The organism is Paenibacillus sp. FSL L8-0708, assembly GCF_038009325.1.
GTDB lineage: Bacteria > Bacillota > Bacilli > Paenibacillales > Paenibacillaceae > Paenibacillus_AQ > Paenibacillus_AQ odorifer.
This window is the reverse complement of record NZ_JBBPBC010000001.1, coordinates 6,047,003-6,066,928: the sequence shown is the minus strand read 5'-3', so window position 1 is coordinate 6,066,928 and position 19,926 is coordinate 6,047,003. Positions and strand designations below refer to the sequence as shown.

At 44.3% G+C, this 19,926-nt stretch carries 19 protein-coding genes; 13 read left to right on the top strand and 6 right to left on the bottom strand.

Going from position 1 to position 19,926, the window contains the following annotated elements; genetic code table 11:
- Positions 1 to 168 precede the first annotated feature (168 nt).
- The 3 genes from NYE58_RS28630 to NYE58_RS28620 are packed head-to-tail and all read right to left on the bottom strand — an operon-like array spanning position 169 to position 1,754.
- Positions 169 to 624, bottom strand: coding sequence for a GNAT family N-acetyltransferase (locus NYE58_RS28630; protein ID WP_076179368.1), 456 nt, complete (start codon positions 622 to 624; stop codon positions 169 to 171).
- Between the two features lie 42 nt (positions 625 to 666).
- Positions 667 to 1,311, bottom strand: a complete 645-nt coding sequence (locus NYE58_RS28625; protein WP_341003626.1) for a YczE/YyaS/YitT family protein — start codon at positions 1,309 to 1,311, stop codon at positions 667 to 669.
- Positions 1,308 to 1,754 carry a GNAT family N-acetyltransferase gene (locus tag NYE58_RS28620; protein ID WP_076129675.1) on the bottom strand — a complete coding sequence of 149 codons (447 nt, stop codon included), beginning with the start codon at positions 1,752 to 1,754 and terminating at the stop codon, positions 1,308 to 1,310. The genes NYE58_RS28625 and NYE58_RS28620 overlap by 4 nt, the downstream gene beginning before the upstream one ends.
- Positions 1,755 to 1,882: 128 nt before the next feature.
- On the opposite strand from NYE58_RS28620, the gene NYE58_RS28615 reads away from it, so the two are divergent.
- Complete coding sequence (locus tag NYE58_RS28615; RefSeq protein WP_076105880.1) at positions 1,883 to 2,335, top strand: MarR family winged helix-turn-helix transcriptional regulator; 453 nt, start codon at positions 1,883 to 1,885, stop codon at positions 2,333 to 2,335.
- Positions 2,336 to 2,500: 165 nt separating this feature from the next.
- Here NYE58_RS28615 and NYE58_RS28610 read toward each other — a convergent pair whose 3' ends face one another.
- Complete coding sequence (locus NYE58_RS28610) at positions 2,501 to 2,944, bottom strand: carboxymuconolactone decarboxylase family protein (RefSeq protein WP_076179371.1); 444 nt, start codon at positions 2,942 to 2,944, stop codon at positions 2,501 to 2,503.
- A gap of 271 nt (positions 2,945 to 3,215) precedes the next feature.
- Here NYE58_RS28610 and NYE58_RS28605 point away from each other — a divergent pair, with 271 nt between their 5' ends.
- The 3 genes from NYE58_RS28605 (at position 3,216) to NYE58_RS28595 (ending at position 6,080) form a co-directional block, all read left to right on the top strand.
- Entirely contained in the window at positions 3,216 to 3,590 is a 375-nt protein-coding gene (locus NYE58_RS28605) for a hypothetical protein (RefSeq protein ID WP_076129677.1), read from the top strand.
- Positions 3,591 to 3,748: 158 nt separating this feature from the next.
- A complete protein-coding gene (locus NYE58_RS28600; protein WP_076185497.1) occupies positions 3,749 to 4,957 on the top strand; it encodes a glycosyltransferase family 2 protein in 1,209 nt (402 codons plus the stop codon).
- Between the two features lie 22 nt (positions 4,958 to 4,979).
- Complete coding sequence (locus NYE58_RS28595) at positions 4,980 to 6,080, top strand: glycosyltransferase family 4 protein (RefSeq protein WP_341003624.1); 1,101 nt, start codon at positions 4,980 to 4,982, stop codon at positions 6,078 to 6,080.
- A 249-nt stretch (positions 6,081 to 6,329) separates the two neighbouring features.
- Here NYE58_RS28595 and NYE58_RS28590 read toward each other — a convergent pair whose 3' ends face one another.
- Positions 6,330 to 6,998 carry an SOS response-associated peptidase gene (locus NYE58_RS28590; protein WP_076277225.1) on the bottom strand — a complete coding sequence of 223 codons (669 nt, stop codon included), beginning with the start codon at positions 6,996 to 6,998 and terminating at the stop codon, positions 6,330 to 6,332.
- 156 nt (positions 6,999 to 7,154) lie between these two features.
- Between NYE58_RS28590 and NYE58_RS28585 the strand changes: the two genes are divergently transcribed.
- The 6 genes from NYE58_RS28585 to leuS all read left to right on the top strand — a co-directional run bounded on the left by NYE58_RS28585 (position 7,155) and on the right by leuS (position 13,943).
- The gene (locus NYE58_RS28585; protein ID WP_076129681.1) at positions 7,155 to 7,610 is read left to right on the top strand and encodes a DUF523 domain-containing protein; all 456 of its coding nucleotides are present in this window, start codon (positions 7,155 to 7,157) and stop codon (positions 7,608 to 7,610) included.
- Positions 7,611 to 7,738: 128 nt separating this feature from the next.
- A complete protein-coding gene (locus NYE58_RS28580) occupies positions 7,739 to 8,890 on the top strand; it encodes a cysteine desulfurase family protein (protein WP_341004308.1) in 1,152 nt (383 codons plus the stop codon).
- A gap of 92 nt (positions 8,891 to 8,982) precedes the next feature.
- Positions 8,983 to 9,504, top strand: coding sequence for a PRC-barrel domain-containing protein (locus NYE58_RS28575; protein ID WP_036677560.1), 522 nt, complete (start codon positions 8,983 to 8,985; stop codon positions 9,502 to 9,504).
- A 14-nt stretch (positions 9,505 to 9,518) separates the two neighbouring features.
- Positions 9,519 to 9,728, top strand: a complete 210-nt coding sequence (locus NYE58_RS28570) for a hypothetical protein (protein WP_036677557.1) — start codon at positions 9,519 to 9,521, stop codon at positions 9,726 to 9,728.
- Positions 9,729 to 9,907: 179 nt separating this feature from the next.
- A complete protein-coding gene (locus NYE58_RS28565; protein ID WP_036677553.1) occupies positions 9,908 to 10,975 on the top strand; it encodes an AI-2E family transporter in 1,068 nt (355 codons plus the stop codon).
- Between the two features lie 517 nt (positions 10,976 to 11,492).
- Positions 11,493 to 13,943, top strand: coding sequence for a leucine--tRNA ligase (gene leuS, locus NYE58_RS28560; protein WP_076277227.1), 2,451 nt, complete (start codon positions 11,493 to 11,495; stop codon positions 13,941 to 13,943).
- 61 nt (positions 13,944 to 14,004) lie between these two features.
- Here the strand turns inward: leuS and comER are convergent, their stop codons facing one another.
- Positions 14,005 to 14,856: a late competence protein ComER gene (comER, locus tag NYE58_RS28555; protein WP_036677548.1), complete on the bottom strand. Its 852-nt coding sequence runs from the start codon at positions 14,854 to 14,856 to the stop codon at positions 14,005 to 14,007.
- A 187-nt stretch (positions 14,857 to 15,043) separates the two neighbouring features.
- Here comER and NYE58_RS28550 point away from each other — a divergent pair, with 187 nt between their 5' ends.
- From NYE58_RS28550 to NYE58_RS28540, 3 genes are all read left to right on the top strand, one after another.
- Positions 15,044 to 15,745: a ComEA family DNA-binding protein gene (locus tag NYE58_RS28550; RefSeq protein ID WP_341003621.1), complete on the top strand. Its 702-nt coding sequence runs from the start codon at positions 15,044 to 15,046 to the stop codon at positions 15,743 to 15,745.
- 113 nt (positions 15,746 to 15,858) lie between these two features.
- A complete protein-coding gene (locus tag NYE58_RS28545) occupies positions 15,859 to 16,377 on the top strand; it encodes a deoxycytidylate deaminase (protein WP_076137388.1) in 519 nt (172 codons plus the stop codon).
- Between the two features lie 114 nt (positions 16,378 to 16,491).
- On the top strand, positions 16,492 to 19,182 hold the full coding sequence (locus NYE58_RS28540; RefSeq protein WP_341003619.1) for a ComEC/Rec2 family competence protein: 2,691 nt from the start codon (positions 16,492 to 16,494) through the stop codon (positions 19,180 to 19,182).
- Positions 19,183 to 19,926 lie beyond the last annotated feature (744 nt).

The window sequence follows — 19,926 nt, the reverse complement described above, 5'->3', positions numbered from 1 at the left end:
TGTCAACCTTAGGCTCCCATTTGGGAGTCTTTTTTTATCTTTTATTATCTGTGATTCTATTTGTTCTTACGTTTATTAAGGAGCGCAATCCAGCAGCAAAAGGCTCCGATGAACGCTGCGAGAATCGGTATCCATTGATTAGTAGTCAAGTTAGCACCTCTACAGTACTTATAATTCTTTCGTCATAAAAACACTATAGGGGTCTTCAATGTAATCTGCAAACGGACTACAGTATTCAAACCCATATTGTTCATATAGTTTTCTAGCCGCTTCGAACCCTTCAGTAGATCCGGTTTCCAAGCTCAGCCGCCGATAGCCTTGTTGCTTAGCTTCTTTAATAATATGGGCAAGCATTTTAGATGCAATGCCCTTTCTAAGATGCTTGGTAGAAGTACGCATGGATTTGATTTCACCATGATGGCTACCCATGTCTTTAAGAGCACCGCAACCTAAGAGTTCGCCCTGCTCCCAGGCACTCCAGAAGGTGATTTCAGGTGTTTTTAATTTATCTAAATTCAACGCATGTACACTCTCTGGGGGAGATTGCTCAAACATGCTCTGAAGATGTTCACTGATCAATGCTATGATTTCGGTTCCGGTTAAGTTATCGATTCTAATCTCCAAATTATTCACTCCCAATGATAAGATTATGGTTTGTTGTATATATCAAGTTTCTTTAGCGGAGTTCGCTATTATATGTTGTAGCAATCGGTCCAAGGCTTTCTGTGTAAGTGGCATAAAGTAATTAAGAATTAATCCGCCTAAACAAATGGTAAGTAGAGTGCCAATCCCAATAGGCCCATTGAAAATAATGGCGGCAAATAAGAAAACAAGATAAATGATTGTTCTAGTAAATAGTATACTAAGCCTAGTTATCGTTTGCAGTACTAATGTTAGCCGGTCCACTGGAATCGGTGCGAAATTTGCGTATAAATAAATGGATGTACCTAATCCAATTGCGATTAAGCCTAAACCATAAAAAGCAATTTTACTGATCCACAGATTAGGCTCGATCAGATTATTAAACAAAAAAAGCCACATATCAATACCTAAGCCTGCTATGAATGCAGTTACCAGCCCTAATAATTCTGGTCTTTGCTTGGATAAACATGAATTACATCCAATCAATAGGCATGCGATCAGCACTTCCCAACTGCCTACTGTAAGACCGACATTTTTGGATAGACCCACTAAAAGTGCATCAAAAGGTGACGCTCCAAGGTCAGAGATTATTGTTAGTGAAACGCCTAGGGTTAAGATGAAAATCCCGCAAGTGAAAATGGAAAACGTAGTTACACTAAACTTCTTCATTCTTTTGAAGCAGAAAGATCTTTAGTCATTAAAAGATGAGGGATGCCATCCTCCATAAATTCAGTAGATGAAGCCCGATAACCAAGTTTCTTATAGAAGCCCTCCGCCTGAGTTTGCCCGTGCAATTTAACCTTTTGATGTCCCTTTTCCACCACGATCTCTTCTAATGCAGAAATAATTTTTTTCCCAATTCCAAATTTACGATAAGGTTCTAGGATGCAAATACGCTCTAACTTACCTATACCATCAAGAACGCGGATCCTTCCTGTGGCAACTGGTTGCCCATCATAATAGGCCAGGACATGTTCACATTCTCCATTCAGTGTATCGAATTCATCAAATTCATCATTAAGGGGAACGCCTTGTTCCTCAACAAATACTTTTTTTCTGATTGAAAATGCAGCTTCAAGTTCCTCGATTAGTGTAATTCTTTTAAGATTCATTCTTGCTTACTCCATTCTGTATTTGTTTTTTTTAGGAAAAACGTCATAATGAATTAACGACAATTATAAGTATATATACAATCAATATTGTTGTAAATACAACATTATTGGAACTGGTAGGTGATTGAATGAAAGAGATCCTTCGTGAAGTTGGAATGATAGCGAGGGCATTAGATTCCATAAGTAATATAGAGTTCAAGGAATTAGAGCTTACAAAGGGGCAGTATTTATATCTGGTCCGGATATATGAGAATCCGGGCATTATTCAAGAAAAGCTGTCGGAAATGATAAAGGTGGACCGAACAACAGCAGCACGTGCGATTCAGAAGCTTGAAATCCAAGGTTTTATTGAAAAGAAAGACGATGAAACGAACAAAAAAATAAAAAGGTTATTCACAACTGAAAAAGGCAAACAAGCCTACTCTTTTCTAAAGAGAGAAGGGGACCATACTGACTTGGTTGCGTTAGCAGGATTATCTGAAAAAGAAACGGAAGTCTTGTTTCAACTTTTGCAAAGAGTTAGGAAAAATGTTGAGGTTGAGTGGGAATACGTAAAGAAGGGAAATAAAAGAGAGTACTAAAATCAGCAATTGTTATTGAACTAACCCAACACGATTGCATAAAAAAATGCCTTGCTAGTGATATACTGGCAGGGCATTTTAATAAGATGATTCATATATCAACGGAGCCGTGGAACGTACGGAGCGGAGAAAAAAAGAACACCCTAAGGAGTTCTTTGGGGGTAATTATTGTGCTGCGGGGGTATTTCCCATTGCAATAGAAATTCTGTTCCAACTGTTGATTTGATTAATAATCAGCACAAGATCAACATATTGTTTCTCATCGTAATGTTCACGTACTTGTTTATATAGCTCATCCGGAACTCTTTTGGAAGGGATCAGCGTAATATGCTCAGCTAGTTCTAGAGCAACCTTCTCTTCAGGTGTATAAAAAGTACATTCCTCCCAAACATTTAAACAATAAATTCGTTGTTCGGTTTCACCCATTTTACGAGCTTCGGATGTATGCATATCTATGCAGAAAGCACATCCGTTAATTTGAGAAACTCTGATTTTGATAAGTTCTCTTGTAGTCCGATTAATCGTAGATTTTTTGGTGTACATCTCCATATCCATCATGATTTTCATACCCTCAGGTGCAACTTCATTGTAAGCGACTCTTTGACTCATTAGGCAAGACTCCTTAGGCTTTAGTTTAGGAATAGTATAACTTTATTTTAACACTATTATTCTTTATATGCGAACATTTGTACTTATTTTTGTTTATAAGAAGGCAGAAATCACCCGCCGACATATCCTCAAAGCGGAACGGAAATGATATCAATATAATCTTCTACCTGTCTAATTGGCTGTTATTCCACGAGTTTCCCCTTCCTCTTGCCTCACAACTATCGGCTTCCTGGTGAATAAGTTGATAGAAACCAAAAGGAGGAGTGAGGAAATGCCTTATACAACAGGTCTTATTACAAATACAAGAGCAACTGGTACTGCAGCAAGTAATGTAGTAGTCAGTGTTCGTAACACAAGTAATGCGAGTGCAATGATGATCGTCGAAGTTTTTGGTGTTCCATATTCGATGCCAGCTCTTACTCCGCTTTATGTCACAGGGTATTACGTTCCTGCAAAGAGTTCTGATATTAGAGAGTTTTTCATTGGGGGCAATTTGGCTTACGAGGTACAAATTAGTAGTCCTTTTCCTTTGGCAGAAGTAGTTACCTCCGTGTATGGGCTGGACGAGTTCGGAAATCTAGTTACTGATCAGCGAGTGCTTCAATCTGAATTGACGCAGATTACGGCATTATCTATCCCTATATAATAGTAACGTTTAGACCATTAAGCAGCAGTCGCTGAAAGAAATAGGGCGATTGCTGCTTTTTTAGGCGCAATAAAGTATTTTAGGGGCATTCACACAATCATATGAGAGGAATCAAAATATACTGATTTTATACTCCAATGTAGAGAGAGGTAAAAATCATGGCGGATGTAGGAGTAGTTATGCCTGTGTATACCCAAAAGCCGGAGTTTCTGCGGCAAGCTCTGCAGTCTGTTCTACACCAATCTTTTACCAATTTTCGGCTGGTTGTTGTGATCGATGGAGCACCAGATATGGAACCGCTCGTGAGATCCATTATTGTCGAAGATCCGAGGGTAACGGTTATCTCTTACGCACAGAACAGGGGTATAGCACATGCACTGAATACTGGCTTTGATCTTTTGTTTAGTGAGCCCAGTATTCAATATTTGAGTTGGGTTTCCAGCGACAATGTTTATGAACCCCGTTTCCTCGAAATCCTTCGGGGGGCGCTAGTTAGAGGTCCACAGGAGTTAGGCATCGTGTTCAGTTCTTTTCAAAGCATCGATAACGAGGGAAAGTTTCTTCACAACGAACATCAATTGGCTACGCAGCGTAATTATCAGTCACAGCCCAAAGAGAGATTGCTGGATTATTCGCTCATTGGCGTATCTTTTATGTACAAAACACAGATTGCGAAGCTTGTTGGAGCCTATGGAATGGAACCGGTGGAAGATTATGATTACTGGCTGAGACTGGCTGAACATTGTGAGATTCGCTTTATACCGGTGGAACTGGTGAATTATCGTGTGGATTCTACCTTTAGTGTATCTGCCCAGTTACATTCGGTTGAAAATCATCGTAGATGGAGATATGCCTATCATTTGACCCGCCATCAGGCGCGGTTTCGCAGAGGAATTCCGGCGATGATTACCGTTTTATATCCTGTAGTGAATGCTTGTGCGGATGAAATAACGAGGATAGAGAATCTGTACGAACAAACGTATAGCAATTATGAATGCCGGGTGCTGGATTTATCAACTACACGTCAGCCATCAGCTCTATTGGAAACCATACCTCATCCTGCGACAGCGTTCGCTTGGCTGCCTGGGGCTGTGGAGTCACACGCGATTTGCAGTGCTATTGAGCAGCTATCCACCCCATTTACGATAGTTTTAGGTCCAAAGGTTTTTATAGGAGCGCTCGATATTGAGTACATGCTGGAAGCTTTGATTACTACGGGTGGGGATACGATTTCCAACTACTACACGGATGATCATAGCTTGATTGGATTTCGACACAGACATGTCCCCTCGACCAAAAGCCACTATTATAATGAGCTGTTTCGCAGCGCAGATTTGTATGATTTGTTGAAGACCTCTTTTACCTAAAATAATTTGCGAATGAGTGATCATGATGAAGATTTTGTTCACTTTTTATAACCCGAGTGGTGGTATGCAAACTCTGAACCGAGTTCGCTGCCAAGCGTTATATGCTCGCGGTGTAGAGTGCCATTTACTGTATACACACCATGGAAAAGGACAGCAGAATATCCGTAACATTCAAACGCATATTACCAATAGTGATGACGAGATCAGGGCAATGCTTGCTCGTGAAGCTTTTGACTTAATTGTAGTGTGTACGGATATTAACTTAGCAGAGCGGATTCGGGGGTTTGGGTATAAAGGGCCGCTTGTTTTTGAAGTGCAGGGTTTAGGTACCTTAGATGAAGCTGAGCAGGTCGTTAATAATTTTACAGAGCGCATTTACAGGCTCACCGATGCACTGCTGTATCCGGAAACAACCCATTTGCAGGCGCTTTTCAAAGGCGGATTTCCAACCATTCCACAATATTGTTTTGATGATCCGATCGATTGCGATCAGTTTGGATATACCAATTATCCCGTGAAAAGTTTCCCTATCCTCGGTTGGGTAGGACGCATTCAAACGAATAAGAATTGGCGGGAATTTCTGCAAATCGGGCAAAGGCTGCTGACGATCCATCCCGAGCTTTATTTATGGATTTTTCAGGATGATACGTTGTTTGATCCAGAGCAAAAAGAAAGCTTTGATCAATTTGTAGCTGAGACAGGGATTTCTTCACGATTAATTTCGTATTCCAATATTCCTCATGAGCAAATGGCAGATTATATGAGCATTATTGGTGATTCGGGAGGTTTGCTCCTTTCGACCTCGATTTTGGAAGGATTTGGATACGCGGTTGCTGAGGCGATGTTGTGCCGTTGTCCTGTACTTACTACAGATTCAGACGGCGTTCGAAGACTCGTCATTAACAATCACACTGGAAAAATATACACGAGAGGGCAGCTGGATGAAGCTGTGAATGCTGCTCTATCCTTAATGGATGATCCGGCACTGCGGGCCAGAATCAGGATGAATGGAGAATGGCATATCCGGACTAACCTGTCCTCCGAGCTGTATGCAGACAGATTTCTACAGATGTATCATCAATTGATGGGACGTAGAATTCAAATTGAGCGGCGCTGGTCTTAACTCTGCGGTTAATCTGCAGGGTTAAGATGTTTTTTCATGGATTAACAACGAGGTCAGAATTAGTGTCAATAAAAGGGTGACAATCATTCCCACCATTTGAATAATATTGTTATAGGGATCAGGGAGAGTGACATAAGAAAAGATAACCTCTTTTAATATAAAGAACAGAATTCTAAATAAACTCAGAAATACTAACCCTGCTACGATCCACTTTTTTAAATGTGTTTTATAAATATGACTTCCTCCTGTCTATATCTCATTGATTAATTCCTTCGTATTATTCCGGACATTTCCCACTGCAGTGGAAACCGGATAGGCTCTCATTTGATGCTGATCATAGGGTTTAAGAAGCTTTATTAACGAAGTTGCGTCCTGATTGCTCCGGCTTAGCCATTCAGGCTCATCCTCAGGCTTCAAAATAACTGGCATACGGTTGTGGATTTCAGCCATAAGTTCATTTGGGGTAGTCGTTATAATCGTGCAGGTACTTAATTTATTACCTTCAGGGTCCATCCAAATATCATACAATCCGGCCATTGAAAAAATACCCCCATCGCGCATCACGATTCGCATGGGCTGTTTACTGCTGCCCTGTGCCTTCCATTCATAGAAACCATCAGAAGGGATGATGCAGCGGCGGGAGCTTACTAATCGCTTGAAAGAAGGCTTCTCAAGGAGTGACTCTGCCCGGGCATTGATCATTTTACTGCCGATTTTATCATTTTTGGCCCAAGAAGGAACCAGACCCCAGCGCAGTTCCCCAAGTTTATTGCTGGACCCTGTGTTAATGACTGCCGGAATTTGCTGCATGGGTGCTGCGTTATATGTTGGAGCATAGTGGATAATGGTAGAATCATTGGCAAAATATCTGACCATTAGCTCTTCCATGGTGACTGTTATTGTATATCGTCCGCACATTTTATACACTTCCCATTCGGTCGTTTTTGAGGCTAGATTTGTTTACAGCTTGTAATCAGCATGTTATGCTCGAAATATTTCTTAGCTTGAACGGCTGTTGAGGGTTGTATCTTATTATAAACGAAGCACAATGAATGAAGAAAGCGGTGCATATAGGTGATTTTGGTAAGCTCTTGTTTAGCTGGCATGAAGGTAAGATATAATGGTACGGATTGTTTGGATGAGAAAATTCAGAAGCTTTTGAATGAGAATCAGGCTATTGCTGTGTGTCCGGAATTATTAGGGGGATTCTCTACGCCTAGAGAGCCAGCTGAAATTGTCGGCGGGGATGGTGAGGATGTGCTTGCAGGAACGGCAAAAGTAGTGGACCGGTCGGGAACAGATGTAACAGAACTATATTTAAAAGGGGCCTATATTACGCTTGAAAAAGCTCAAGAGGTTTCAGCCACGATGGTAGTCCTCAAGGAAAACAGTCCTTCTTGCGGCAGCACCATGATTTATAACGGAGAGTTCAAAGGGAAGAAGATCGCTGGCAACGGCGTGACTGCGGCTTTACTTAGAAAAAACGGCATAGAAGTTACCTCTGAAGAGAATTGGCTGTCATTATCCTAGCCTATATAGGGAATTGATTACAATATTGTGTTCTTTAGTTTGTGGAAAACTAACTTCTCGCGCGGTATAATTTAATAGTTCTTAAAAACGAACTATTGTCCTATACCCTAGAAGTGGAGAAATGAATGATGAAAACCATCTATTTGGACCACGCCGCATCAACTCCGGTTCATCCCGAGGTGGCCAAGGTCATGCTGAATATAATGACAGAACAATATGGAAATGCGTCCAGTGTACATCAGTTCGGACGTTCAGCCAAGAAAATATTAAATGGGGCGCGCGATACTATCGCCGCCTTTTTAGGCTGCTCGCCGGAAGAGTGGGTGTTCACTGGCGGCGGAACCGAAAGCGACAATCTAGCCCTCTATGGAGCTGTCGCTGCTGTTGCCCAGAAAGGCAATCATATTATCACCTCTGCGATAGAGCATCATGCGGTGCTACATACCTGCGAAGAGCTGGAGAAGGAAGGCTTTAAGGTTACTTATCTTCCTGTGGATTCTACAGGCCGAGTATCCGTTGCAGACGTAGAAGCAGCGGTGCAGGAAGACACGGTGCTAATCAGTGTAATGTATGCCAATAATGAGGTAGGAACCGTTCAGCCGATTCGGGAAATTGGCCAGCTTGCCAGAGAGCGGGGAATTCTGTTCCATGTTGATGCTGTACAAGCTCTTGGTGCCTTACCGATCACACTGCGGGAGCTTCCGGTAGATTACATGAGCTTTACAGCTCACAAAATCAATGGACCTGGGGGGATCGGTGGCCTTTATGTGCGGAGTGGAGCACCGCTGCATCCAAGACTCCACGGTGGCCTTCAGGAGCGCGGCAGACGAGCCGGAACAGAAAATCTAGCAGGTACTGCTGGATTTGCCAAGGCTGTTGAGATAGCAGTTACAGGTCTATCAGAACGTCGACAAAAAGTGCAGCTCCTGCGCAATAGACTACTTGAAGAGCTGGATACGCTGATTGGCCGGGAAAGTTATTCGATTAACGGCAATACCGAGCATTTTTTGCCAAGTATACTGAATTTGAGCTTCCCGGGAGCTAGAACAGATGTTATGCTGATGAACCTGGATATGGACGGGATTGCGGCGGCAAGCGGTTCAGCCTGCACGTCAGGATCACTGGAAATATCCCATGTTCTGAGAGCAATGGAGCTTCCAGAAAATATTTTAGGGTCCGCGATTCGATTTAGCATGGGTTTGGGTAATACTACTGAAGAAATTGAGTACGTTGCTCGAAAAGTTGAAACCATTCTGAATCGGCTGCGTATCAGAGACTAGTTACTTCTAGGCTATGATAGGTATCCCGATCATTCGGGCTTTCACTTTTTGAGAACTCGTAATTACACTCAAAGTGAGGAGACCGAGCAGCCATGAAACTTCAAGATCTGATCGGCTTGGCTGTATATGAAGTTGAAGAGGGTAACGCAATCGGCAAAATTGTCGATATTTTGCTCGATTCAAACTGGAATATTACGGGTATTGAACTGGAAAGCAAATCTTTTTTTGGTGGCCATGTGAAATTTGTGGCATGGGAAGATATTGTGGCCTACGGCGAGGATGCTGTCATGATTCGTAGTAAAGAGTCGATTGATAAGATAGATGCCGATCATATACCTTGTACTTTTCTACTTGGAAAGAACAAACTTAAGGATTTAAAAGTGCTAACTACAACTGGAACTATACTCGGACGAATATCTGATGTTTATTTTGACCAAAAGTTGGGAAACACAATAGGAGCGCTGGAAATTAGTGACGGGCTTGTCACTGATTTGATCGAAGGCCGCAAATGGCTGCCTTGTTCTGACGAGATGTCCATTGGTGAGAATGCATTAATGGTTCCTGCGATGAGCGAAGAACGGCTACAAAAAGCCATTAATATTGTTAACGGATAGGTGGAATGTATTATATGAAGTGTCCAAACTGCAACTCCAAAGATATCGGAAAGATCGGTTCCCACCAGTTTTATTGCTGGGGCTGTTTCATCGAATTGACGGTAAATGGCGAGAAAATGTCGGTTTATCAAGTTGAAGAAGACGGCACACTAAGCTCACTGGACGACCTGTTCTCCGGGGATGATATGACCCAGGATTTCCCGCAAATTCATGCGTCGTCTTAACTATGAATCTTGCTTTGTAAGCAAGACTGCTCTATGTACTTAAGCGTCAATTTCCTTTCAGCTGAAATCAGTTGCAAGGTTATTGACGCTTTTTTGTGTGTTTGATGGTTATTTTGCTGCGGCCATACATATACTTATTTACGAAGCTAGTCCAGGCTCTACCGCAGGAGGGTACTCTCATGGAACAATGGTCCCAAAGTAAATGGTTCCGCTGGATGATCGGAGTGCTGCTATCCCTGATCATTTTGTATTTTGTTTGGTTGCTTCGCCCGATGCTGCAGGGGATTTTTGTATTCTTAAAGGCAATCCTTGCTCCATTTTTGGCAGCTATGATTATTTCCTATGTGCTGAATCCCGTGGTTAGTATGCTGGCCGGACGGAAGATGCCGCGTAGCGTAGCTGTTCTACTTATATATGCAGTGTTTCTAACAGCGATTACCGTGATCGCCATCAACCTTATCCCGATGTTTATTGAGCAGCTTGAAGAGTTAAATGAACACCTGCCTGAGATCACACTGCAAGCCCAAGGCCTGATGAGCCATATGAATACAAGGCTAATACCACCTGGGGTTGAAATGGGGATGAACAACTGGTTTTTTCAACTGGAGAATCGTCTGGCCGAAGGGATTTCGCATTTTCTCGATAACATAGGGACAACGATTAATTTGCTGTTCAATGCTTTTATCGTGCCGTTTCTGGTGTTCTATATTCTGAAGGATTTTGATGTATTTGAACGGACGGTGGTCTCTTGTCTGCCCCGCGCACGCCGCAAGTCTATTGTTACTTTGTTAAAAGATATTGATGCCGCGCTCGGCAATTATATTCGCGGACAATTTCTGGTCTGCATCATTATAGGTGTGCTCGCCTATATCGGCTATGCTATCGTCGGAATGCCTTATGCCTTACTGTTCGCCAGTGTGGTGGCAGTATTTAATATTGTTCCGTATATGGGACCTTTTCTAGGGGCTGCACCTGCTATTGTGATGGCTTCGACCGTCTCTTTTCGATTAGTTCTACTGGTTGCTGTGGTAAACACTTTATGCCAAATTGTGGAGAGCAATATTATTTCTCCACAGGTAGTAGGCAGGACGCTACATTTGCATCCGCTGCTTATTATCTTTGCATTGCTGGTAGGTGGTGAACTGGCAGGGATGATTGGACTGATCCTTGCTGTACCGTTCTTTGCAGCTGCAAAAGTCGTTATTCAACACTTTATGGCGTTTTTAATCAAACGAAAGCCTGTATAAAGGGATAATCATTGACTATTGATAACAGTTTTGTATATAATGTTGGGGAATATTACTGATGACTCAGTATATAGTTGTTCGATGATGAGGAGTATTAATTCTATACCGTTATTGCAGAGAGCCGGCACTAAGGTGCGAGTCGGTTAACGGAACAGAGTGAACTCACCTCGGAGTAACGGTGCAAGTTTACAGGATATCCATAAGAGATAATGGATGTCATGAATGAACCGCCGTCGCCTCACCCCCGCTAAAGGGTGCAAAGTGAGTGGCAGAATAAAGTATATTCAGCCGCTAACTAGGGTGGTACCACGGGAATTATAACCTCTCGTCCCTAGCGATAATACGCTAGGGATGGGAGGTTTTTTTGTAAATATAAGAGAGTATACGTTTCACGCAATACTTCATGTCTTATATTTCCCGCATAAATGCTTACTGTCCTTATAAAGACAACGAGGGCGTATATGCTTGGTTAAGAAATAAGAAATCTAAGAAGTAACACTCCAAGGAGGAGCAGACAATGAGCGACAATCAAACAAATAGCATACCCGCTACTGGATACCGGGCGCAGGCTATTGAGCCGAAATGGCAAAAATTCTGGGATGAGAACAAAAGCTTTAAGACAGGAGAAGATCCTGAAAAACCCAATTTTTATGCACTGGATATGTTTCCGTATCCGTCAGGTGCAGGACTGCACGTAGGTCATCCAGAAGGTTACACAGCGACGGATATCGTTTCTCGCTACAAACGGATGCGCGGTTTCAACGTTTTGCATCCGATGGGCTGGGATGCTTTTGGACTTCCGGCAGAGCAGTATGCGATGGATACCGGCCAGCATCCACGTGATTTTACCGATAAGAACATCGATAATTTCCGCCGTCAGATCAAATCGCTGGGTTTCTCCTACGATTGGGACCGCGAGATCAGTACGACAGATCCGGATTATTATAAATGGACACAATGGATTTTTATCCAGTTGTATAACAAAGGCCTGGCTTATGTAGCAGAAGTACCTGTTAACTGGTGTGAGGCACTGGGTACGGTACTTGCCAACGAAGAGGTTATCGATGGTAAAAGTGAGCGCGGAGGTCACCCTGTCGTGCGCAAACCGATGCGTCAATGGATTCTGAGAATTACAGAGTACGCTGAGCGTTTGCTGGAGGATCTGGAAGAGCTGGATTGGTCCGAAAGCATCAAGGATATGCAGCGCAACTGGATCGGGAAATCAACAGGTGCAGAAGTGAACTTTAACATTGAAGGTCACGAAGCTAACCTGACCGTGTTTACTACACGTCCAGATACACTGTTCGGGGCAAGTTACTGCGTATTGGCACCAGAGCATGAGCTTGTTGATGTGATTACAACTGAAGCACAGCGTGCTGCTGTGGCAGAATATCGTGAAAAAGCTTCTCGTAAGAGCGATCTGGAGCGTACGGATTTGGCGAAAGAGAAGAGCGGTGTCTTCACAGGCGCATATGCAATTAATCCTGTGAATGGTGCGAAGGTGCCAATCTGGATTGCAGATTATGTGCTTGCTGGTTACGGAACGGGAGCAATTATGGCAGTTCCGGGTCACGATACTCGCGACTGGGAATTTGCTAAACAATTCGGTCTGAATATCGTGGAAGTCGTTCAAGGCGGTAACGTTGAAGAAGAGGTTTATTCCGGAGATGGTCCGCATGTCAATTCTGATTTCCTGAATGGACTCAAGAATGAAGAAGCGATTGCTAAGATGATTGCTTGGTTGGAAGAGAAGGGCGTAGGTAAAGGCAAAGTAACCTATCGTCTGCGTGACTGGCTGTTCAGCCGTCAACGCTACTGGGGAGAGCCCATTCCAATTCTGCATTTGGAAGACGGCACAATGAAGACTGTTCCGGTTGATCAGCTGCCGCTGGTACTGCCAGATGTAGAGGCAATCAAACCTTCGGGTACAGGGGAATCTCCACTTGCTAATGTAACAGAGTGGGTGGAAACTATCGATCCTGAGACTGGCATGAAGGCTCGCCGCGAGACGAACACCATGCCGCAATGGGCGGGCAGCTGCTGGTATTACCTGCGTTATATTGATCCGAAAAACGATCAAGAGCTTTGCTCCCCTGAGAAGCAAAAAGCATGGCTTCCAGTAGATCTGTATATTGGTGGAGCGGAACATGCCGTGCTTCACTTGCTCTATGCACGTTTCTGGCACAAGGTGCTTTATGATCTCGGCGTAGTTGAAACAAAAGAACCTTTCCATAAGCTGGTTAACCAAGGTATGATTCTTGGAAATAATAATGAAAAAATGAGTAAATCACGCGGAAATGTCATCAACCCTGATGAGATTGTGGAAGCATTTGGTGCAGATACGCTGCGTGTGTATGAAATGTTTATGGGCCCTCTGGAAGCAACCAAACCTTGGAATGAAAAGGGTGTAGAAGGAGTTCACCGTTTCTTGTCCCGTGTATGGCGCCTGTTCGTGAGTGAAGATGGTAAGCTGAGCACCAAAATCACAGCAGACGGTGGCACTGACGAGTTCAAACGCACTTGGCACAAGACCATTAAGAAGGTCACTGATGATTTCGAGCATCTGCGTTTCAATACCTCAATTAGCCAATTGATGATTTTTATTAACGATGCTTATAAGCAAGAAACTTTGTCCCAAGAAGCTGCTGAACACTTCGTACAAATGTTGTCACCACTGGCGCCTCACATCGCTGAAGAGCTGTGGCAGCTGCTCGGTCACGAAGGAAGTATCAGCTACGTGGCTTGGCCAACGTATGATGAAGCATGGACGGTGGATGCTGAGGTTGAAATCGTTATTCAGGTAAATGGTAAAATCGTACAACGCGCGTTGATCCCTCAGGATATGGGTCAAGAAGAGATGCAAGCTCATGCGTTGTCACTCCCGAATGTGAGTGCAGCAGTAGAAGGTAAAACCGTACGCAAGATCATTGCGGTTCCTGGCAAGCTTGTAAATATCGTAGTGGGTTAAGCGAAGAACGCAATATTGCCCGCAGCAACGGAGAATTCCGTGCTGCGGGTTTTATTGTTTTCTAACGGTCTACGGGACTTTGAATAATACCGTCATGCCCAAATAACGCATCCAGCTTGGTAACATCCTCATCGTATTTATCATGGGTAGTCATGATGAGACGTTCGAATACGCCCTCAAGGCTAATGCGAAGATGGTTCAGTGCCTCTGCGGTAATCCCACCACGGACAGCTACACGTTCTTGAAGCTCTTGCGGGGTGAATTCTCCTTCTGTTAGCAGCTTGCCTGTTCCAAGCAGCATTTCACCTGCAAGCCGGCTGATTAACGTCTCTTCAATCCCGGTAACTTCCACCGCAGCTTCAATCCAGCGTTCAATGAAATAGCTCAAGAACGCAGGTCCGCAGCTGGAGAAATCAGAAGCGATTCGGGTATGGGCCTCTTGAATTTCCAAAGGAACACCTATGAAAGACAACAGCTGCAGCAGCACGAGCCTGTCTTCTTTATTAAGCCTGCTGCCAAATATGCACAGTGATGTCCCACTTTTGACACAGTGTGTAATGCTGGGGATGATCTTGGCTATTTTGGACGGCAAAGCGGATTCCAGATGTTGCAATTGAACGGGACTTGTAATGGATACGACGATTTGATCGCTGCGGAGATAAGGGCCGATCTCATCTGTTAAGGTTTTGAATTCCAGCGGTTTTACACATAAAAAAACAATGTCACTTCCAGTCGCTGTTTCACTATTGCTTCCGCATAAGTTTATGCCGGGATGACGATCTTCTAGCTCCAGCAGTTTATTCAGACTGCGGTTGCTGGCGAGTACATCGCACGGATTCAGGGCTCCGGAAGAAAGAAAGGCGTCAATCAGCAGGCTGCCCATGCTGCCTGTTCCGATAAATCCAACTTTCACCTGTGGTTCCTCCTTTCTAGCGTTGCTTATTTACTAACTGACATGAATGCTCTTCGTTATATGTATGCAGGATAGACTTGGACAGATGACAGGTTTTGTATGAATTATTAAAGGAGTTTCCAGCCGCAGGAATGTATGAAGATTCACAAAAAGGCATAAGAAGAATTTTTGTGAGGAGGAAAGTAATATGAATAAAGGAAGTATCGTACTCGGAGTGGCTGCTGCTGTAATAGGAAGTGGGCTTTTATGGGCGGCAGGGAGCAAGGGCGATTCCGGGATTGCCGGGTGGGAGACTTTGAATGTTGGTATGGAGCAAGCGGTTGGAATCGCTGAGTCTGGTTCCGCTCCAGCTGCTGGGGGCAGTGAGGGAGGTCATCAGACGAAGGGAAATAAGCTACATTTGGAGAAAGATGCAGGGCAGGCTGAAGCTGCTGGGAATGCTGAAAAAGGTGAGAAGGTTAAGGAGGCAGCGCAAGCAGAACAAGCTGACCAAACTTCGGCAGCTGAAAAAGCTTCGACAGCAGTTACGGGGGAGAGAGCAGAAGGAGCGGGCCAAACGCCAATGGCAGAAGGCCAAGCACCAGCAGGGGCAGAAGTTCAAACGCCAAACATTGCAGGGAAGCAAACGCCAGCAGGGGATAAAGTTGTTGCGGCTAAGGAGACGACTGAGCTTTCCATATCAGCAGCTTCACAGGAAGGTAAAGTAAATGTGAATACTGCGGGTGTTAAGGAGCTGATGGATCTTCCGGGCATCGGAGAAAAGAAGGCTCAGGCAATTATGGATTACCGCAACCGTGCAGGGACCTTTCGCAGCCTGTCTGATCTGGGGAAGGTAAAGGGGATAGGACCTAAAATGCTGGAGAAGTTAAAAGCTTTAGTAATATTTTGAAGATAAATAAGAAATGAAGATCGTTGGAAGTGCCACAACCGTTGTCCTAGTGAAAACTTGCGGGGATGTGCTACAATAGTTAACAACTATTTAGAAGGATATGGAGATTGATTATGACTACTGCCTATCGTAAAGACTGGGATACTTATTTCATGGACATTGCCTGTATGGTCTCAACTCGTTCACGCTGCTCACGACGACATGTAGGTGCTGTACTGGTGCAAGGCAAGAAGCTGCTTGGTACCGCGTACAACGGGGCGCCAATGGGCGTACCTGATTGCTCAGAGGCAGGTTGTATGCTCTCGGAGCAATATGAGATGGAGATCGTGGATGGCGTAGAGACTATGGTGAAGAAACAGCGCTGCATTCGCACGATTCATGCCGAACAGAATCTTTTGCTATTCACAGACCGGATTGACCGGGAAGGCAGTACCGTCTACGTGACGGATGAACCTTGCTGGACCTGTGCAAATATGCTGGCTAATAGCGGTATTGTGGAGATTGTGTATTATCGTCCTTACCGTAAGGATATGGAAAAGGTAGAAGCAATGATGGCTGCCAAAGGCATCGTATTTCGCCAATTGGAGAATTATGAGCCGCCAAGTGAAACGATGATTAAAGTAGCGGAGTAGCTGTATTGTACAACCCTAATTGAATAAGATGGCTTGAGGAAGAACCTCTCGTGCGCTTTTATGGCGTATGCAGAGGTTCTTTTTTTTATCTTGCGAAAGGAGGAGAATGGAGGCTTGAAGGAGAGACCCTTATTAGGTTTTACAGTGTGTTGGTTGGCTGGAAGTGCAGCAGCGTGTTTATTCTCAGGGATTAGCTTATGGTTGGCGTGGGCTGGATTACTATTTTTACTGGTTAGTATGAGAGTTTGGGTGAACATGAGCTGGAAACAGCTGGCGATATTTTGTTTGGCGATTAGTTTATCCGCTGGATATTGGGAATGGAATGAAGGCCGTAATTTAAGTCACCTGCCTGAAGCGCTAGGGAGATTATTGTCGGAGTTGAATGAGACTGCCGTGGAGGCTAAGGGGACGATAGTTTCCGTTGTGGAACGGGACGGGGACCGGGTTGATTTCACGATGAAGATCTCAGAGTTATCGTTGATTACTGAGGAAGATGCCGCTTCACCTGATCCGCGGGATGAACAAGATAAAAGAGTGCATGGGGAGTTAATTATGGTGCAGATCAAACTACTTGCCGAGCAAGAAATCGCTATTGCTGCGGAGTGGCGCAGAGGGGATCAGGTGTCGCTAAACGGTGTACTTGAAGAGCCAGCAACAGCGCGGAATTACGGAGGGTTTGATTATCGGGCCTATTTGCATACGCAGAAGATTCACTGGCTTCTAAAGAGTCAAGGTGCAGAAAATGTGCAAGCAACTGCTCCAGATTCATGGAATCCGTTAATGATCTTACGCTGGAATGATAAAGCGCGGGCAGTTCTTGGAGCGGAGACGGATCGGCTGTTTCAAGCGCGCCACTCTGGATATATGAAGGGTTTGGTGATTGGGATGCAGGATGATCTCGATCCGGATACCTTTAAGCAGTTCTCACAACTTGGTTTGACACATATCCTCGCCATTTCAGGTATGCATGTTGCGGTGTATGTTGGTGTTCTTTTATTTATATTCAGGCGCTTACGGATGACAAAAGAAACCATGCTAACAGTCACCTTAGTGCTCGTTCCTGTATACGTCCTGTTGACAGGTGCGGGTCCGTCTATCGTGCGTGCGGGATTAATGAGTATGATTGCATTGCTCGCTGCACGAGTTGGCATGCTGAAGGATGGACTGAATATTTTGGCTGCAGCGGCACTGGTTATGCTGATTTGGAATCCTTACATGCTGCTCAGTGTCAGTTTCCAGTTGTCGTTTCTGGTGACCTTAGGATTAATGGTCTACGTTCCGCTTATGGACCCTCTGCTGAGCGCACTGCCACGCTGGCTTAAAAGTGCCGTCTCTGTGACTCTAGTTGCCCAGTTAGTCTCATTTCCATTGACGATTTATTATTTTAATCAATTTTCTCTGCTGTCTTTAGTGGCTAATCTGGTTTTTGTGCCCTTTATTACTTTTATCGTATTGCCGTTAGGAACGCTTGCGCTACTGCTTGGACGATTGTGGGGAGATGCCGCGATTTTTTTGGCACATATTACGGAGCTGCTGAATAACGTTACTTTTTATGCGGTTGAATGGATTAATGGTTTTGCTGGCGGAGTTCTGATTTGGCGCTCGCCTTCACTGTTGTGGATAGGAGTGTATTATGTCTTATTGTATGGGCTGTTGTATGCTGCCAGGCTAAGAGTAGAAGCCCGCGCAACACCTCAGTATATGGAGGATGAGACGAGGCCGTTAGCTGAGATTGGTTTATCTGTGAACAAGCACGGCGGGTTTGGGGGAACGGGGAGCGCACAGTATTTTTTGGATGAACCTAAGATTGTACGTTGGAGCGGAGCGATTGTTCTACTATCTGCGGTTGGACTGGGCCTAATGCTGTACAAGGGTTATCAGTCAGAACGTCAGGCGGTTAAAGGGACGATTAGTTACCTGGATATCGGGCAAGGCGACAGTATCCTCATCACTACACCAAAAGGAGCTCATATTCTTGTAGATGGTGGAGGAACGTTAAATTTTGAGCAAAAAGAAGAATGGCGCATTCGCCGCAGCCCGTTCGAGGTAGGGGCTAAAGTGTTGGTGCCTTTGCTTAAAAAACGTGGGATCCACCGTCTGGACGCGATTATTTTGACTCATGGGGATCAGGATCATGCCGGGGGACTCCAAGCCGTTATGGAGGCGATTCCGGTTTCGGCACTGCTTTTTAATGGCACACTCGCTGACCGTGAATCTTATATGGAGATGATGCGGACTGCGCTGGAGAACAATGTTCAACTGTATGCCGTACATCAGGGAATGAGGCTTTCCCCGGATGATAAGACGGAGCTGTCCTTTTTATGGCCGGAAGAACAAGATAGAGAGGGGGCGGCGTCAGGTTCTTCTATGCTGAATAGCATCCCACTGCTGGAGGATCAGAACCACGATTCTGTAGTTTTTCGTCTAGAGATGAACGGAAGAAATTTTCTGTTTACCGGAGATATGGATCTGGAAGCCGAGGAGGAGATTGTGCAGCAAGCCCTGCAAAAGGGCATTAACGCAGGACCTGCCATTGACGTTTTAAAAGTAGCTCACCATGGGAGCAAAACTTCAACAGGCGAGTCTTGGCTGCAGTTTTGGCACCCAGCCGCTGCTGTAATTTCTGCAGGAGTAAATAATCTATATGGTCATCCGAAAGCTGAGGTATTGGAACGTTTGGAAGCTAATCAAGCTGCTATTTTTAGAACGGATCGGCAGGGGGAGATTCAGATGCGTGTGCGGGCCGACGGGATTATTGTGCGTCATAGTTTGCGGAGGGAGCGGATTAGGGAGGTAGTCGAGTAATGTGATTGAGCGCTGGGTGGTGTATGTTAATTTTCGCAGACTCTATAAGCTCCTTTAAAGTCCCTTTAAGGCCCCTTTAAAGCTCCTTTCGTGGTCTTTTACACCACTATAAAATCTAAAACCTTGTTTAGTTGCACTTTGTGCAATAGATCGTAATTTAAAGTAGCTGGTTCTTCATTTAGTTGCACTTTGTACACTTAAAATTTGGAAAAACGCCTATTTTCTAATTTTGAGCAGAAATAGTTGCATGTAGTGCAACTAAATCACTTTATGAGCTGGAAAGATCTTTTTTAGTTGCACAAAGTGCAACTAAACGCTCCATATGAACATATCAAAGCACCTCAGTTACATATTATCGTTGTAGCGATACTAACTTTCACATAAGTTCCTGTTACTTGCTGATGATCCCAGTCCATTTGTTCTAGCACCAGCTGCTCTAAGTATGTAACTGTTGTCCCTGTCTAGCACCAGCTGCTCTAATAATGTAACTGTTGTCCTGTCTAGTACCTGCTGCTCTAACGCAGTAGCTACTGTCCCTGTTCTAGCACCAACTACTCTAATACTGTAACTGTTGTCCTGTCTAGCACCAGCTGCTCTAATACTATAACTGTTGTCCCTCTCTAGCACCTACTGCTCTAACGCAGTAGCTCCAGTAGCCGTCGTCCTCCTCCAGTAATTATTACACGGGCATGCACAATTTATGTAAACGCTTTATAATAGAGATAGAAGATTCTGGTAAACTCT

Bases quoted from the DNA above. Each gene is read 5' to 3' on its own strand.
- NYE58_RS28625 (WP_341003626.1), bottom strand. From the start codon at position 1,311: ATGAAGAAGTTTAGTGTAACTACGTTTTCCATTTTCACTTGCGGGATT.
- NYE58_RS28620 (WP_076129675.1), bottom strand. From the start codon at position 1,754: ATGAATCTTAAAAGAATTACACTAATCGAGGAACTTGAAGCTGCATTT.
- NYE58_RS28615 (WP_076105880.1), top strand. From the start codon at position 1,883: ATGAAAGAGATCCTTCGTGAAGTTGGAATGATAGCGAGGGCATTAGAT.
- NYE58_RS28610 (WP_076179371.1), bottom strand. From the start codon at position 2,944: ATGAGTCAAAGAGTCGCTTACAATGAAGTTGCACCTGAGGGTATGAAA.
- NYE58_RS28605 (WP_076129677.1), top strand. From the start codon at position 3,216: ATGCCTTATACAACAGGTCTTATTACAAATACAAGAGCAACTGGTACT.
- NYE58_RS28600 (WP_076185497.1), top strand. From the start codon at position 3,749: ATGGCGGATGTAGGAGTAGTTATGCCTGTGTATACCCAAAAGCCGGAG.
- NYE58_RS28595 (WP_341003624.1), top strand. From the start codon at position 4,980: ATGATGAAGATTTTGTTCACTTTTTATAACCCGAGTGGTGGTATGCAA.
- NYE58_RS28590 (WP_076277225.1), bottom strand. From the start codon at position 6,998: ATGTGCGGACGATATACAATAACAGTCACCATGGAAGAGCTAATGGTC.
- NYE58_RS28580 (WP_341004308.1), top strand. From the start codon at position 7,739: ATGAAAACCATCTATTTGGACCACGCCGCATCAACTCCGGTTCATCCC.
- NYE58_RS28575 (WP_036677560.1), top strand. From the start codon at position 8,983: ATGAAACTTCAAGATCTGATCGGCTTGGCTGTATATGAAGTTGAAGAG.
- NYE58_RS28570 (WP_036677557.1), top strand. From the start codon at position 9,519: ATGAAGTGTCCAAACTGCAACTCCAAAGATATCGGAAAGATCGGTTCC.
- NYE58_RS28565 (WP_036677553.1), top strand. From the start codon at position 9,908: ATGGAACAATGGTCCCAAAGTAAATGGTTCCGCTGGATGATCGGAGTG.
- leuS (WP_076277227.1), top strand. From the start codon at position 11,493: ATGAGCGACAATCAAACAAATAGCATACCCGCTACTGGATACCGGGCG.
- NYE58_RS28550 (WP_341003621.1), top strand. From the start codon at position 15,044: ATGAATAAAGGAAGTATCGTACTCGGAGTGGCTGCTGCTGTAATAGGA.
- NYE58_RS28545 (WP_076137388.1), top strand. From the start codon at position 15,859: ATGACTACTGCCTATCGTAAAGACTGGGATACTTATTTCATGGACATT.